This window comes from Bacillus sp. MM2020_4 (genome assembly GCF_011250555.1).
Classification (GTDB): Bacteria; Bacillota; Bacilli; order Bacillales; family Cytobacillaceae; genus Neobacillus.
This window is the reverse complement of sequence record NZ_JAANMZ010000027.1, coordinates 20,483-36,753: the sequence shown is the minus strand read 5'-3', so window position 1 is coordinate 36,753 and position 16,271 is coordinate 20,483. Positions and strand designations below refer to the sequence as shown.

13 protein-coding genes are annotated in these 16,271 nt (G+C 41.5%); all 13 read right to left on the bottom strand.

Annotated features, from left to right (window positions below):
• Positions 1-23: 23 nt before the first annotated feature.
• Positions 24-854: a 50S ribosomal protein L2 gene (gene rplB, locus G6554_RS16320; protein ID WP_166243756.1), complete on the bottom strand. Its 831-nt coding sequence runs from the start codon at positions 852-854 to the stop codon at positions 24-26.
• Between the two features lie 29 nt (positions 855-883).
• Complete coding sequence (gene rplW / locus G6554_RS16315) at positions 884-1,171, bottom strand: 50S ribosomal protein L23 (RefSeq protein WP_179301675.1); 288 nt, start codon at positions 1,169-1,171, stop codon at positions 884-886.
• On the bottom strand, positions 1,168-1,791 hold the full coding sequence (rplD, locus tag G6554_RS16310; RefSeq protein ID WP_166243754.1) for a 50S ribosomal protein L4: 624 nt from the start codon (positions 1,789-1,791) through the stop codon (positions 1,168-1,170). The genes rplW and rplD overlap by 4 nt, the downstream gene beginning before the upstream one ends.
• Before the next feature lie 29 nt (positions 1,792-1,820).
• Positions 1,821-2,447: a 50S ribosomal protein L3 gene (rplC, locus tag G6554_RS16305; RefSeq protein ID WP_166243752.1), complete on the bottom strand. Its 627-nt coding sequence runs from the start codon at positions 2,445-2,447 to the stop codon at positions 1,821-1,823.
• A gap of 39 nt (positions 2,448-2,486) precedes the next feature.
• The gene (rpsJ, locus tag G6554_RS16300; protein ID WP_007085291.1) at positions 2,487-2,795 is read right to left on the bottom strand and encodes a 30S ribosomal protein S10; all 309 of its coding nucleotides are present in this window, start codon (positions 2,793-2,795) and stop codon (positions 2,487-2,489) included.
• A 371-nt stretch (positions 2,796-3,166) separates the two neighbouring features.
• The gene (gene tuf / locus G6554_RS16295; RefSeq protein ID WP_166243750.1) at positions 3,167-4,354 is read right to left on the bottom strand and encodes an elongation factor Tu; all 1,188 of its coding nucleotides are present in this window, start codon (positions 4,352-4,354) and stop codon (positions 3,167-3,169) included.
• 128 nt (positions 4,355-4,482) lie between these two features.
• On the bottom strand, positions 4,483-6,564 hold the full coding sequence (fusA, locus tag G6554_RS16290) for an elongation factor G (protein ID WP_166243748.1): 2,082 nt from the start codon (positions 6,562-6,564) through the stop codon (positions 4,483-4,485).
• 50 nt (positions 6,565-6,614) lie between these two features.
• Positions 6,615-7,085 carry a 30S ribosomal protein S7 gene (rpsG, locus tag G6554_RS16285; protein WP_166243746.1) on the bottom strand — a complete coding sequence of 157 codons (471 nt, stop codon included), beginning with the start codon at positions 7,083-7,085 and terminating at the stop codon, positions 6,615-6,617.
• Positions 7,086-7,124: 39 nt separating this feature from the next.
• On the bottom strand, positions 7,125-7,547 hold the full coding sequence (gene rpsL / locus G6554_RS16280) for a 30S ribosomal protein S12 (protein ID WP_166243744.1): 423 nt from the start codon (positions 7,545-7,547) through the stop codon (positions 7,125-7,127).
• Between the two features lie 105 nt (positions 7,548-7,652).
• Positions 7,653-7,901 carry a 50S ribosomal protein L7ae-like protein gene (locus G6554_RS16275; RefSeq protein ID WP_166243742.1) on the bottom strand — a complete coding sequence of 83 codons (249 nt, stop codon included), beginning with the start codon at positions 7,899-7,901 and terminating at the stop codon, positions 7,653-7,655.
• Between the two features lie 170 nt (positions 7,902-8,071).
• Positions 8,072-11,671, bottom strand: coding sequence for a DNA-directed RNA polymerase subunit beta' (gene rpoC, locus G6554_RS16270; RefSeq protein WP_166243740.1), 3,600 nt, complete (start codon positions 11,669-11,671; stop codon positions 8,072-8,074).
• Positions 11,672-11,768: 97 nt separating this feature from the next.
• Positions 11,769-15,329: a DNA-directed RNA polymerase subunit beta gene (gene rpoB, locus G6554_RS16265; protein ID WP_166243738.1), complete on the bottom strand. Its 3,561-nt coding sequence runs from the start codon at positions 15,327-15,329 to the stop codon at positions 11,769-11,771.
• A 256-nt stretch (positions 15,330-15,585) separates the two neighbouring features.
• Positions 15,586-16,185 carry a class I SAM-dependent methyltransferase gene (locus tag G6554_RS16260; protein WP_166243736.1) on the bottom strand — a complete coding sequence of 200 codons (600 nt, stop codon included), beginning with the start codon at positions 16,183-16,185 and terminating at the stop codon, positions 15,586-15,588.
• Between the last annotated feature and the right edge of the window lie 86 nt (positions 16,186-16,271).

Sequence of the window (16,271 nt, the reverse complement as noted above, 5' to 3'; positions counted from 1 at the left end):
CTATGAACCGTAGGTTAGTCCCGTTATTTTTTACGACGACGTACAATAAACTTATCTGATTTATTTTTCTTCTTACGTGTTTTGTATCCAAGAGTTGGTTTACCCCATGGAGACATTGGTGATTTACGACCGATTGGTGAACGTCCTTCACCACCACCGTGTGGGTGATCATTAGGGTTCATTACAGATCCACGAACAGTTGGACGTTTGCCTAACCAACGAGAACGACCTGCTTTACCAATTTTAATAAGTTCGTGTTGTTCGTTTCCTACTTGACCGACAGTTGCACGGCACTCAGCAAGGATCATTCGAACTTCACCAGAGTTTAAACGTACTAATACGTATTTTCCTTCTTTACCAAGTACTTGTGCGCTAGTTCCAGCAGAACGAACCAACTGGCCGCCTTTTCCTGGTTTTAATTCGATGTTGTGTACTACAGTACCAACAGGAATATTTGCTAATGGAAGTGTGTTACCTACTTTAATATCAGCCTCAGGGCCTGACATAACTTCCATGCCAACTACTAGGTTTTTAGGAGCTAAAATATAACGTTTTTCTCCATCCACGTAATTGATTAATGCAATATTGGCAGAACGGTTTGGATCATACTCAATTGTAGCAACGCGTCCTGGAATGCCATCTTTGTTACGTTTAAAATCAATTAAACGATATTGACGCTTATGGCCGCCACCTTGATGACGAACAGTTAACTTACCTTGGTTATTACGGCCGCCTTTTCTCGTTAGCGGAGCTAAAAGAGATTTTTCTGGAGTGCTAGTTGTGATTTCAGCGAAATCAGAAGTAGTCATTCCGCGACGACCATTGGAGGTAGGTTTGTACTTTTTAATCGCCATGTTAATTCCCTCCTCTTCTTGTTAGGTTCTTATGCTTCAAAGAATTCGATTTCTTTGCTGTCAGCAGTTAATTTTACAATTGCTTTACGACGTTTGTTTGTGTATCCGCCGAATTTACCCATACGTTTGAATTTACCTTTATAGTTCATGATGTTTACTTTTTCAACTTCAACGCCGAAGATCTCTTTAACAGCATCTTTGACTTGAGTTTTATTAGCTCTAACATCAACTTCGAACGTATATTTCTTTTCAGCCATTAGGTCAGTAGAACGCTCAGTGATAACGGGGCGCTTAATGATATCGCGTGCATCCATTATGCAAGCACCTCCTCTACTTTTTCAACCGCTGCTTTAGTCATGATTAATTGGTCATGATTAACAACGTCTAAAACGTTGATTCCATCAGCTGTTACAACTGTTACTCCAGGAATGTTACGAGCAGATAATGCCACGTTCTCATCAAGGTCAGCAGTAACGATTAGTGCTTTTTTCTCAACAGAAAGGCCACCTAATACTGATTTGAATTCTTTTGTTTTTGGAGCATCGAAAGCAAGGCTTTCTAATACTAGAATATTTTCTTCTAATACTTTAGAAGATAGTGCCGATTTAATAGCTAAACGGCGTACTTTCTTCGGTAATTTGTAGCTATAGCTGCGTGGTGTAGGTCCGAAAACAGTACCACCTCCGCGCCATTGTGGAGAACGGATTGACCCTTGACGTGCACGGCCAGTTCCTTTTTGACGCCATGGTTTACGACCACCGCCGCGTACTTCAGAACGAATTTTTGTTTTATGAGTTCCTTGACGTAAAGAAGCTCGTTGCATAATAATCGCTTCGAATAATACGTGTTGATTAGGCTCAATACCAAAAACCGCTTCATTAAGTTCAAGTTCACCAACTTGTGAACCGTTTTGGTTTAATAATGCTACTTTAGGCATTCTTGTGTTCCTCCTTTCTTAAAAGGTAATTATGCTTTAACCGCACCTTTGATTTTTAATAATGCTTTTCTTGCACCTGGTACGTTACCTTTGATTAAAAGCAAGTTGCGTTCTGTATCAACCTTAATAATTTCAAGGTTTTGAACAGTAACTTGATCTCCACCCATGCGGCCTGGTAATAATTTACCTTTGAATACACGGTTTGGAGCAACAGGTCCCATTGAACCAGGGCGACGATGATAACGTGAACCGTGAGCCATTGGGCCGCGAGATTGTCCGTGGCGTTTGATAACACCTTGGAAACCTTTACCCTTTGAGATTCCTGTTACATCTACGATATCGCCTGCAGCGAAAATATCAACTTTGACTTCTTGACCAACTTCATATGCTGCTAAGTCGTCTCCGCGGAATTCGCGAATGAAGCGCTTAGGAGCAGTATTTGCTTTTGCAACGTGGCCCTTTTCAGGTTTGTTAGATAATTTTTCACGTTTATCTTCAAATCCAACTTGAACAGATACATATCCGTCGCTATCAACTGATTTCTTTTGAAGAACTACGTTTGGAGCTACCTCAACCACAGTTACAGGGATTAAGTTGCCGTTTTCTGCAAATACTTGAGTCATACCAATCTTTCTTCCTAAGATTCCTTTGGTCATGTAAGTCACACCTCCTGAATAATTTATTATTTATCTTGATTATAGTTTGATTTCGATATCAACACCTGATGGTAAATCTAAACGCATTAACGCATCAACTGTTTGTGGAGTTGGGTTAACGATGTCGATTAGACGCTTATGTGTCCGCATTTCAAATTGTTCACGAGAATCTTTGTACTTATGAACCGCACGAAGAATCGTGTAAACAGACTTTTCAGTTGGCAACGGAATTGGACCAGAGACAGCCGCACCAGAACGTTTTGCTGTTTCAACGATTTTTTCTGCAGATTGATCAAGGATTCTGTGATCATATGCTTTTAGACGGATACGAATTTTTTGTTTTGCCATTATTTTCCCTCCTTTATTCGCCTATTTTCAAAATAGACATTCTCAGTGGAAATTTCCCACACACTCGCCATGGCAAAGCGGCCGGGTGTGTCAGCAACCTTCCACATCATCGCAGTCAAAGACCAACATTGTCTATTATACATAAAACATAAAGTAAACGCAACATTTATTACGATTATTTTTTTACGTCCATGTGTTTAACACTTTTCCTATTATAAAGGCTGGGAAAGACAATTACAATACCATTTATTAATCTCCAAAAATCTCCTAATTCCGACTTTGTATCGATATATATTATATAGAAGAAACACGTTATTTTGGACAAAAAAAAGCAGATGGATCGTCACCCATCTGCTTTTTCTATAAATTAATTACTCTTGGATTGTTGTGATTGAACCTGAACCAACTGTACGTCCGCCTTCACGAATTGAGAACTTAGTTCCTTCTTCGATAGCAACTGGAGCGATTAGTTCAACAGTCATTTCAATGTGATCGCCAGGCATAACCATTTCTACGCCTTCTGGAAGATTACAAATACCAGTAATATCAGAAGTACGGAAATAGAATTGTGGACGATAGTTTGAGAAGAATGGAGTATGACGTCCACCTTCTTCTTTAGATAAAACGTAAACTTGTGCTTTGAACTTTGTGTGTGGAGTGATGGATTTTGGCTTTGCCAAAACTTGTCCACGCTCGATTTCTTCACGAGCAACACCACGAAGAAGGGCACCAATGTTGTCACCAGCTTCAGCAAAGTCAAGAAGCTTACGGAACATTTCTACACCTGTTACAGTAGTAGATTTTGGTTCTTCAGTGAAACCTACGATTTCAACTACGTCACCAACTTTAACTACACCACGCTCAACACGTCCTGTAGCAACTGTACCACGACCAGTGATTGAGAAAACGTCCTCAACTGGCATCATGAAAGGTTTGTCAGTGTCACGAGTTGGAGTTGGGATGAATTCATCAACAGCAGCCATAAGCTCAAGAACTTTTTCTTCCCAAGCAGCTTCGCCTTCTAATGCTTTAAGAGCAGAACCTTTGATAACAGGAGTGTCATCGCCAGGGAAATCGTATTCAGTTAATAGATCACGAATTTCCATTTCTACTAATTCAAGAAGTTCTTCGTCATCAACCATATCACATTTGTTCATGAATACAACTAGGTAAGGAACACCTACTTGACGAGAAAGAAGGATGTGCTCACGAGTTTGTGGCATTGGGCCATCAGTAGCAGATACTACTAAGATACCGCCGTCCATTTGAGCAGCACCAGTGATCATGTTTTTAACATAGTCAGCGTGTCCTGGGCAGTCAACGTGTGCATAGTGACGGTTATCAGTTTCATATTCAACGTGAGCTGTAGAGATTGTGATTCCACGTTCTTTTTCTTCTGGTGCACCATCGATTTGATCATATGCACGAGCTTCTGCTTTACCTGTTTTTGCAAGTACAGAAGTGATTGCAGCTGTTAAAGTAGTTTTACCATGGTCAACGTGTCCGATAGTACCAATGTTAACGTGTGGCTTTGAACGGTCGAATTTAGCTTTTGCCATTTGGAAAATCCTCCTTTGGATTATAAAAGTTTAAGTATATTTTATAGAAACTGCGAAAATGGTTGTCCATTATTCACAGTTTCTATAGGTACATAAGTAGTTATACTTTAAAGAAAGGCGAAAATCAATTATTCACCTTTATTTTTTTTGATGATTTCTTCAGAAATTGATTTTGGTACTTCTTCATAGTGATCAAAGTGCATAGAGAATACTCCACGACCTTGTGTACTTGAACGAAGTGCTGTTGCATAACCAAACATTTCTGAAAGTGGAACCATTGAACGGACAACTTGTGCGTTACCGCGTGCTTCCATACCTTCAACACGGCCACGGCGTGCAGTAATTTGTCCCATGATATCACCTAGGTAATCTTCTGGGATAACAACTTCCACTCTCATGACTGGTTCAAGGATACATGGTTGACATTTTGAAGCAGCATTCTTAAGAGCCATTGATGCAGCAATCTTAAACGCCATTTCAGAGGAGTCAACATCATGGTAAGATCCGTCGAACAATCTAGCTTTAATATCCACTAACGGATAGCCAGCAAGCACACCACGGTCTAAAGCATCTTCAAGACCAGCTTGGACTGCAGGGATGTATTCACGTGGAACGACACCACCGACAATACCGTTTTCGAATTCGAAGCCTTTACCAGCTTCATTTGGAGAGAATTCAATCCAAACGTGTCCGTATTGTCCGCGTCCACCGGATTGACGTGCGAACTTTCCTTCAACTTGCGCTGAACCTTTGAAAGTCTCACGGTAAGCAACCTGTGGAGCACCTACGTTAGCTTCAACCTTAAATTCACGACGCATACGGTCAACAATGATATCAAGGTGAAGCTCACCCATACCGGCAATAATAACCTGTCCAGTCTCCTGGTCAGTATGTGCACGGAATGTCGGATCTTCTTCTTGAAGTTTTTGTAATGCAGTCGTCATTTTGTCTTGGTCTGCTTTTGATTTTGGTTCAACTGAAAGTTCAATTACTGGCTCAGGGAATTGCATTGACTCAAGAATTACCTGACTCTTGTCATCACAAAGTGTGTCTCCAGTAGTTGTATCTTTCAAACCTACAGCAGCAGCAATGTCACCAGCAAAAACCTTTGTGATTTCTTGACGGCTGTTTGCGTGCATTTGCAGAATACGTCCGATACGTTCACGCTTGCCTTTAGTTGAGTTCTGGACATATGATCCAGACTCTAAAGTACCAGAGTAAACACGGAAGAACGTTAATTTACCAACATAAGGGTCTGTCATAACTTTGAATGCTAGAGCTGAGAATGGCTCATCGTCATTTGAATGACGTTCAACAATTTCTTCTTCATCATCCACAGAATGTCCTTTAATCGCAGGTACATCTAATGGTGATGGAAGGTAATCGATGACAGCATCCAACATTAATTGAACACCTTTGTTTTTGAAAGCTGATCCACAGATAACAGGATAGAATTCAACATTAACGGTACCTTTACGAATTCCAGCTTTAAGCTCTTCCTTCGTAATCTCTTCACCACTTAGGTATTTCTCCATTAATTCTTCATCAAGTTCTGCTACTGCTTCAACTAATTTCTCATGGTATTCTTCAGCAAGTTCGCGGTGTTCATCCGGAATTTCACGTACTTCAATATCAGTACCTAAATCGTTACCGTAGAATACTGCGTTCATTTCCACAAGGTCAATGATTGCTGAGAATTGGTCTTCAGCACCGATTGGTAACTGAATTGGATGTGCATTCGCTTGCAGGCGGTCATGAAGTGTTCCTACAGAATATAAGAAGTCAGCTCCAATTTTGTCCATTTTATTTACGAATACAACACGTGGTACTCCGTAGGTTGTTGCTTGACGCCAAACTGTTTCAGTTTGAGGTTCAACACCTGATTGCGCATCTAGTACAGCTACCGCACCATCAAGAACACGTAGGGAACGTTCAACTTCAACTGTGAAGTCTACGTGTCCTGGAGTGTCGATGATATTTACGCGGTGGCCCTTCCATGATGCAGTTGTTGCTGCGGAAGTGATTGTGATTCCGCGCTCTTGTTCCTGCTCCATCCAGTCCATCTGAGAAGCACCTTCGTGTGTTTCACCGATTTTATGAATCTTACCGGTGTAATAAAGGACACGCTCAGTGGTGGTCGTTTTACCGGCATCGATGTGTGCCATGATACCGATATTACGTGTATTTTCTAAGGAGAACTCTCTTGCCATTGGGTCTTTCTCCTTCCTAGTATGAAAGTGTTTTTATATTGAAGGTTAAATTACCAACGATAGTGAGCAAACGCTTTGTTTGCTTCTGCCATTTTGTGTGTATCTTCACGCTTCTTCACAGATGCACCAGTGTTGTTAGCTGCATCCATGATTTCGTTAGCTAAACGCTCTTCCATCGTTTTTTCTCCGCGATTACGTGAATAGTTCACTAACCAACGAAGACCAAGAGTTGTACGGCGATCAGGACGCACCTCAACTGGAACTTGGTAGTTAGCACCACCGACACGGCGAGCTTTAACTTCAAGTACCGGCATGATGTTTTTCATCGCTGCATCGAATACTTCCATTGGCTCTTTGCCAGAACGTTCACGAATAGTGTTAAACGCAGAGTAAAGAATTTCTTGTGACTTACCTCTTTTACCGTCAACCATCATTTTGTTGATTAGACGAGTAACTAATTTTGAATTGTATAGCGGATCAGGTAAAACGTCTCTTTTTGCTACAGGACCTTTACGTGGCATGTATTTTCCTCCTTTCAAAGAAGCTTCTATTTTGTATGATTATTTCTTCGCTGCTTTTGGTCTCTTAGTACCATATTTCGAACGACCTTGCATACGGTTGTTTACACCAGCCGTATCAAGTGCACCACGTACGATGTGATAACGTACCCCCGGTAAGTCTTTTACACGTCCTCCACGAATAAGAACAACACTGTGCTCTTGAAGGTTGTGGCCAATACCAGGAATGTATGCAGTCACCTCGATACCGTTTGTCAAACGTACACGAGCATATTTACGTAACGCTGAGTTCGGTTTCTTCGGAGTCATTGTACCAACACGAGTACATACTCCGCGTTTTTGTGGTGAAGATACATTAGTTTGTGATTTCTTAAAGCTATTATAACCTTTATTAAGCGCTGGAGATTTTGACTTCTCTGCCGCTGATTGACGTGGCTTGCGCACTAGTTGGTTAATAGTAGGCATGATTTGTTTCCTCCCTTCATTATTTGTAAGTCCACACATCCAGGTGGTTCATTTTTTTGCAAAAAACAAAGTTCTTGCAGACTTCTCTATCTACAAAAACAGTTTTTAACGGATAATTGCAACAGCTGCCGCACCCACTTCAATTCCACATGCTTTTCCGAGTTTTTTCATCGAATCCACAAATAGAACCGGAACGTCGAACGAGTTAGCTTCAGCAACGACCTTTGCTGTAACCTTAGGTTCAGCATCACTTGCCACCACTAATTCAAGTACAAGACCTTCCTTAAGTGCTTTGACTGTTTGTTTTGTTCCTATAATGACCTTCTGTGCCTGTAATACTTTTTCATAAGACATTGATCATATCCTCCAAAGTATCAGGTGAATAGGAGCACCTTTGATATAGTAACATCTATATAATTAGATGTCAACCAATGATTTTACTTTTTTATACAGAGACTGACAAAAATACTTTATTTCTTTAAATACGGTACCTGCAATTGTTCCGCAGGTACCGTAATAATTAATTAATCAATTGCCACTGTTTCCTCGGATGTGGTATCACGTAATACCGGCTCCGCTTTACGGTAGCGCTGCATTCCTGTTCCAGCAGGAACGAGTTTACCGATGATAACATTTTCCTTCAAGCCAAGCAATTCATCGCGCTTGCCTTTGATCGCCGCATCGGTAAGAACTCTTGTTGTTTCCTGGAACGATGCTGCGGATAAGAATGAATCTGTTTCAAGCGATGCTTTTGTAATACCAAGTAATACTGGACGTCCTGTTGCAGGCAATTTACCTGCAAGCAATGCTTTTTCATTTGCATCGGTGAACTGGTGAATATCAAGGAGTGTACCTGGAAGCACATCCGTCTCACCTGCATCACTGACACGAATTTTGCGAAGCATTTGTCGAACCATTACTTCGACGTGTTTATCGCCAATTTCTACCCCTTGCATGCGGTAAACTTTCTGTACTTCACGCAATAGATACTCTTGGACTGATGTTACGTCTTTTACTTTAATTAATTCCTTCGGATCAATCGAACCTTCTGTTAGTTCTTGACCGCGTTCAACATGGTCATTGATTGCCACTTTCACGCGTGCAGTATATGGTGCATTGTAGGTACGAGATTCAACTTCACCTTGAACCACGATTTCATGCTGGCGGTCTTTTCCTTCATTAATGCCAACTACGACACCTTCAATTTCAGAAATAACAGCTTGACCTTTAGGGTTACGTGCTTCAAAAATCTCCTGGATACGCGGTAAACCTTGAGTAATATCGTCTCCCGCAACACCGCCGGTATGGAACGTACGCATGGTTAACTGTGTACCTGGCTCACCGATTGATTGGGCAGCGATAATACCAACCGCTTCACCGACCTCAACCTCTTGGCCTGTTGCCAAGTTACGGCCATAACATTTTTTACATACGCCGTGGCGAGTATTACATGTAAACGCAGAGCGGATTTTTACTTCTTCAATACCTGCTCCAACGATTATTTCTGCTAAGTCTTCCGTAATTAGTCCATTTTCAGGAACGAGTACTTCGTTTGTTTCAGGATGCTTGATCGCTTTACGTGCATAACGGCCAATTAAGCGTTCATCCAATCCTTCGATAATTTCTGTACCGTCTTTTAAAGCACTGATGAGGAAACCTCGATCGGTACCACAGTCGTCTTCACGAACAATAACATCTTGAGCCACGTCAACAAGACGACGGGTCAAGTATCCGGAATCGGCTGTTTTAAGTGCAGTATCGGCAAGACCTTTACGAGCACCGTGTGTCGAGATAAAGTACTCTAATACGGTTAAACCTTCACGGAAACTTGATTTGATCGGTAATTCAATGATCCGTCCAGCCGGGTTGGCCATCAAACCACGCATACCTGCAAGCTGCGTAAAGTTAGAGGCGTTACCACGAGCACCGGAATCACTCATCATAAAGATTGGATTTGTTTTGTTCAAGGACTTCATTAGTTTTCCTTGAATGGTGTCTTTAGCCGCACTCCAGATGGCAATAACGCGATCGTAACGCTCATCCTCGGTAATCAAACCACGTCTGAATTGCTTCATTACATTATCTACTTTACCTTGGGCATCATGGAGAATTTGCTGCTTTTCTCCTAGTACGACGATGTCAGCTACACCAACGGTAATACCAGCCTTTGTAGAATGCTTAAATCCTAAGTCCTTCATCCGGTCAAGCATTTTAGACGTTTCGGTAATTTTGAAACGTTTAAATACCTCTGCAATGATATTTCCAAGGATTTTCTTTTTAAACGGATCGATCAATGGCATTTCTTTAATCTTCGCCTTAATGTCTTCGCCTTTTTCAACGAAATACTTTTCAGGTGTTTCGACTTCTAGATTATGTCTTGTTGGTTCATTGATATATGGGAATGACTTTGGAAGAATTTCATTAAAAATAAGCTTTCCAACCGTTGTGATTAATAGCTTATTATTTTGTTCTTCAGTAAAAGTTTCATTTCCTAATGAACCGGCATGAACAGCGACACGTGTATGATAATGTACGTATCCATTTTGATAGGCAAGGATGGCTTCACTTGTATCTTTAAAAATCATCCCTTCACCGACAGTGCCTTCACGCTCTAAGGTCAAGTAATAGTTACCTAGTACCATATCCTGAGATGGAGTAACAACCGGCTTTCCATCTTTAGGATTCAAAATATTTTGTGCTGCAAGCATCAAAAGACGAGCTTCCGCTTGTGCTTCTGATGATAACGGCACGTGAACGGCCATTTGGTCACCGTCGAAGTCCGCGTTGTATGCTGTACATACAAGAGGGTGGAGTCGGATTGCCCGACCTTCAACAAGTGTTGGTTCAAATGCCTGAATCCCTAATCTATGCAATGTAGGGGCACGGTTTAGTAAAACCGGATGCTCTCTGATTACATCTTCAAGTACGTCCCAAACATCTGGAGATACCCGTTCAATCTTGCGTTTTGCAGATTTAATGTTGTGCGCTAATCCTTTTTCAACAAGCTCTTTCATAACAAATGGCTTGAATAATTCCAACGCCATTTCTTTTGGAAGGCCACATTGGTACATTTTTAAATTCGGACCTACTACAATAACGGAACGGCCGGAATAGTCAACCCGCTTCCCTAGTAAGTTTTGACGGAAACGCCCTTGTTTTCCTTTTAACATATGTGAAAGTGATTTTAGCGGACGGTTACCAGGACCTGTAACAGGACGGCCACGGCGGCCATTATCAATCAAGGCATCTACTGCTTCTTGAAGCATCCGTTTTTCATTTTGTACGATAATACTTGGTGCACCAAGGTCTAACAAACGCTTTAAGCGGTTGTTCCGGTTGATCACACGGCGATAAAGATCGTTTAGGTCGGATGTCGCAAATCTTCCTCCATCCAATTGAACCATTGGACGAAGTTCCGGAGGGATGACAGGCAGTACATCAAGAATCATCCATGATGGCTCGTTTCCTGAATTACGGAATGCCTCTAGCACTTCAAGGCGTTTAATCGCACGAGTACGACGCTGACCTTGGGCTGTTTTTAATTCCTCTTTTAAACCGTCGACTTCTTTGTTTAAATCGATATCGGAAAGAAGCTTTTTAATGGCTTCAGCACCCATGGCAGCTTGGAATTTATTTCCGTACTTTTCACGATAGGCACGATATTCTTTCTCGGATAAAAGTTGTTTCCTATCAAGAGCAGTATCACCTGACTCCGTGACAACATAGGAAGCAAAATAAATAACTTCCTCCAATGCACGTGGGGACATGTCTAAAACAAGACCCATCCGGCTTGGAATCCCTTTAAAATACCAAATATGTGAAACAGGTGCAGCAAGTTCGATATGACCCATACGTTCACGGCGAACCTTTGCACGTGTTACTTCAACACCACAGCGGTCACAAACAACACCTTTATAACGGACGCGTTTGTACTTTCCACAATGACATTCCCAATCCTTAGTCGGACCGAAAATTCGCTCACAGAATAAGCCGTCTTTTTCAGGTTTTAATGTACGATAGTTAATGGTTTCTGGCTTTTTCACTTCTCCGAATGACCATGAACGGATTTTATCCGGTGAAGCAAGGCCAATTTTCATATACTCAAAATTATTAACGTCCAGCAAGGGGCCTACCTCCCTTTTGATCTCCAGGTTTTACCCTTATTGCGTTCTTTAATCCCCAAGCGTACGGCCCAGCGTACGCTTAGGAAAAGATGAATATTTACTCTTTCGAACCAACTTTTTCAGATTCAAGGTTTTGTGTCTCAGGGGCGATATTTAATGTGTCGACTTGCTGTAAGTCATCCTCATCTTCCATATCGCGCATTTCAATTTCTTCCTCGTCACCGGAAAGAATTTTTACATCCATTCCAAGACTTTGAAGTTCTTTAATTAACACTTTGAATGACTCAGGAACACCTGGTTCAGGGACATTTTCACCTTTGACAATGGCTTCATATGTTTTCACACGGCCAACTACGTCATCCGATTTCACGGTTAGAATTTCTTGTAGTGTGTATGCTGCACCGTATGCCTCCAAGGCCCAAACTTCCATCTCACCAAAACGCTGTCCGCCAAATTGAGCTTTACCGCCAAGTGGCTGCTGCGTAACAAGTGAATAAGGTCCAGTTGAACGGGCATGCAATTTATCATCAACCATGTGAGCAAGTTTGATCATGTACATAACCCCAACAGAAACACGGTTATCAAATGGTTCTCCGGAACGTCCATCATAAAGCACGGTTTTTGCATCGCGTGCCATACCTGCTTCTTCAATCGTTCCCCAAACATCTTCCTCACGCGCACCGTCAAATACCGGTGTAGCAACATGAATACCAAGATATCTTGCAGCCATACCTAAATGGAGCTCAAGAACCTGACCGATGTTCATCCGTGATGGAACCCCTAAAGGATTTAACATGATATCAACAGGTGTACCATCTGGTAAATACGGCATATCTTCCTCAGGCAAAATGCGGGAGATAACCCCTTTGTTACCGTGGCGTCCTGCCATCTTATCCCCTTGATGAATCTTACGTTTTTGAACGATATAGACACGAACAAGTTGGTTTACTCCTGGCGGAAGTTCGTCACCATCTTCACGATTAAAGACTTTAACATCATGAATGATCCCGCCACCGCCGTGTGGAACGCGCAGTGATGTATCACGGACTTCACGAGCCTTTTCTCCAAAAATCGCATGGAGGAGACGTTCTTCAGCCGTTAATTCCGTTACACCCTTAGGCGTTACTTTACCAACAAGAAGGTCACCGTCTTTTACTTCAGCACCAGTGCGGATAATCCCACGCTCATCCAAATTACGAAGGGCATCTTCACCGACGTTTGGAATATCACGGGTAATTTCCTCAGGTCCTAGTTTTGTATCACGAGATTCTGATTCATATTCCTCAATATGAATGGATGTATAAACATCGTCTTTAACAAGACGTTCACTCATAATGATGGCATCTTCATAGTTATAGCCGTCCCATGTCATAAAGGCAACAAGAACGTTACGTCCAAGGGCTAATTCACCTAGCTCCATTGATGGACCATCAGCAAGAATCTCGCCCTTTTTCACCCGATTCCCAACGGCAACGATTGGACGTTGATTATAGCAGGTACCTTGGTTGGAACGGATAAACTTTAACAATCGATATTTTTTAAGATTGCCCTTAACCTCTTGGCCATCCACTTCTTTCATTTCACGAACCCATACTTCGCGGGCCTCTACATGTTCGACAATACCATCATGTTTACAAATAACCGCTGCTCCCGAGTCTTTACCTGATACATATTCCATACCAGTTCCAACTCTTGGTGCTTCTGGCTGCATTAACGGTACTGCCTGACGCTGCATGTTCGCACCCATCAAGGCACGGTTAGAGTCATCATTTTCTAGGAACGGAATACATGCTGTCGCTGCAGAAACAACCTGCTTCGGCGATACATCCATGTAGTCAATCCTGTCACGGTTTACAACCGTGTTTTCACCACGAAAACGTGCAACAACTTCATCATCCAAGAAGGTACCATCGTCACCCAGACGAGAGTTCGCCTGCGCTACCACATAGTTATCTTCTTCATCAGCTGTTAAGTAGTCAATTCGGCTCGTTACTCTACCAGTATCCGGATCTACCCGGCGATATGGAGTTTCAATAAAACCAAATCGGTTTACTTTTGCGTAAGATGATAATGAGTTAATTAAGCCAATGTTTGGACCTTCCGGTGTTTCAATCGGACACATACGGCCATAGTGGGAATAGTGAACGTCACGTACTTCCATCCCGGCACGTTCACGTGTTAAACCACCAGGTCCAAGTGCAGAAAGACGGCGCTTGTGTGTTAATTCAGCAAGCGGGTTGGTTTGATCCATGAACTGTGATAATTGAGAGCTTCCAAAGAATTCTTTGATGGAAGCGATAACCGGACGAATATTAATCAATTGCTGTGGTGTAATGGTAGCTGTGTCTTGAATCGACATTCTTTCACGAACCACACGTTCCATCCGGGATAACCCAATACGGAATTGATTCTGCAGCAATTCACCTACAGAGCGAAGACGTCTGTTACCTAAGTGATCGATATCATCGGTATCGCCTACTCCATGTAACAAGTTGAAAAAGTAGCTGATTGATGCAATGATATCTGCCGAAGTAATATTTTTAATCGGTTCTTCCACATAAGCATTACCCAATACATTAATGACCTTTTCATTTTCATCGCCAGGAGCATAGATTTTTATAGTTTGAAGGATTACTTCATCCTCTACAACTCCACCAACAGGATTAAAGCCTTTGAAATTGATATTCTTTTCAAGTGCCGGCAAAATTCTGTCGAGGTTTCTTCTATCAAGGAGTGTCCCTTTTTCAGCAATAATTTCACCCGTTTCAGGGTCTGCAAGTGACTCCGCTAAGCGCTGATTAAATAAGCGATTCTTAATATGAAGCTTTTTATTAATTTTATAGCGTCCTACATTTGCTAGATCATAACGTTTAGGATCAAAGAAACGAGATACTAATAAGCTCTTTGCATTATCAACGGTTGGCGGTTCGCCCGGACGAAGTCGCTCATAAATTTCCAAAAGCGCTTTGTCGACACCTTCTGTGTTGTCCTTCTCAAGTGTATTACGGATATACTCGTTATCCCCAATCAAATCAATGATTTCTTGATCAGAACCGAAACCAAGTGCACGCAAAAGAACCGTAACGGGCAGTTTCCGAGTACGATCTATTCTCACATATACGACATCTTTGGCATCTGTTTCGTATTCAAGCCAAGCGCCGCGGTTCGGAATGACAGTAGCCGTGAAGCCCTTCTTGCCATTTTTATCAAGTTTTCCACTGAAGTAAACGCTCGGTGAACGCACTAATTGAGAAACGATGACACGTTCTGCCCCATTGATGACAAACGTACCTGTTTCCGTCATAAGCGGAAAATCACCCATAAACACATCTTGATCTTTTACTTCGCCTGTTTCTTTGTTTACAAGACGTACTTTTACACGTAGTGGAGCTGAATATGTAACGTCCCGTTCTTTTGTTTCTTCAACAGAATATTTTGGATCGCCAAGACTGTAATCAATAAATTCTAGTGATAGGTTACCAGTAAAGTCTTCAATTGGTGAAATATCCTGGAACATTTCACGTAATCCCTCATCCAGAAACCATTGATATGAAGAGGTTTGGATTTCAATAAGATTTGGTAATTCTAAAACTTCACTGATTCGTGCGTAACTTCTTCGTTGGCGGTGTCGTCCATACTGAACTAGTTGACCTGTCAACTGATTCACCCCTCAAATCAAGCGTTATTTAATAAATCTATTAACGTCTATCAGGAGAACCTTTAGGTCCATCCTATTAGACAAAAAGAAAAAGGGTTTTTTACCCAAAAACCACATTTTCACATTTCGACTATTATTTTGTCATCATTTCCTTCAAATTCCATTTTTATACTTAAAAATAAGTATTTTTAGGAATAATACGGAAATTATTATGATGGCATTTTATAATGCTACCACAACGGACATTTCGAGTCAACTACTTTATTGCCTTTATAATAAAATAGCCCTTCGATTTGTTAATAGTCTCAACTTCAGAGAATAGTGATCTTAATTTTTCCAGTGTAGATGGTGCGCCTTGTTTTTTTTGAATAACAACCCAAAGAGCGCCTGATGGAACAAGATGTTCGTAGCTTTGTTCAAAAATATCATGAACCGTCTTTTTTCCTGCCCTAATCGGTGGATTTGTTACTATGGCAGCGAAGTTATTTCCTTTAACAGATAACAACCGATCACTTTCATAGATTTCAACATTTTCAATTCGATTTAGCGATGCATTTTCACTTGCTAATTGGATGGCTCGTTCATTTACATCAACCATATGCACCGTACACCTTGGATTGTCTTTTGCAATCGATAAACCAATCGGGCCATAGCCGCAGCCTACATCAAGCACAAATCCTTCCGCATCCGGCATCACAAAAGACTCTATAAGTAAACGTGAGCCAAAATCTACTTCTCTTTTTGAAAAAACACCGTTATCGGTTTTAAAGCGAAATAGATGGCTTTTTAAGGTGTAATCCCAAAGTATCGGATTACTTTCAACCTTCTGTGTTCGAGAATAGTAGTGTTCAGTCATCTGACTCACCTCCTGAGGAGAAAATAATTGAAGATAACCTGAGGATTTTCAACTTTCATAATTAAATCCAAAAAAAGCTCGCTTAT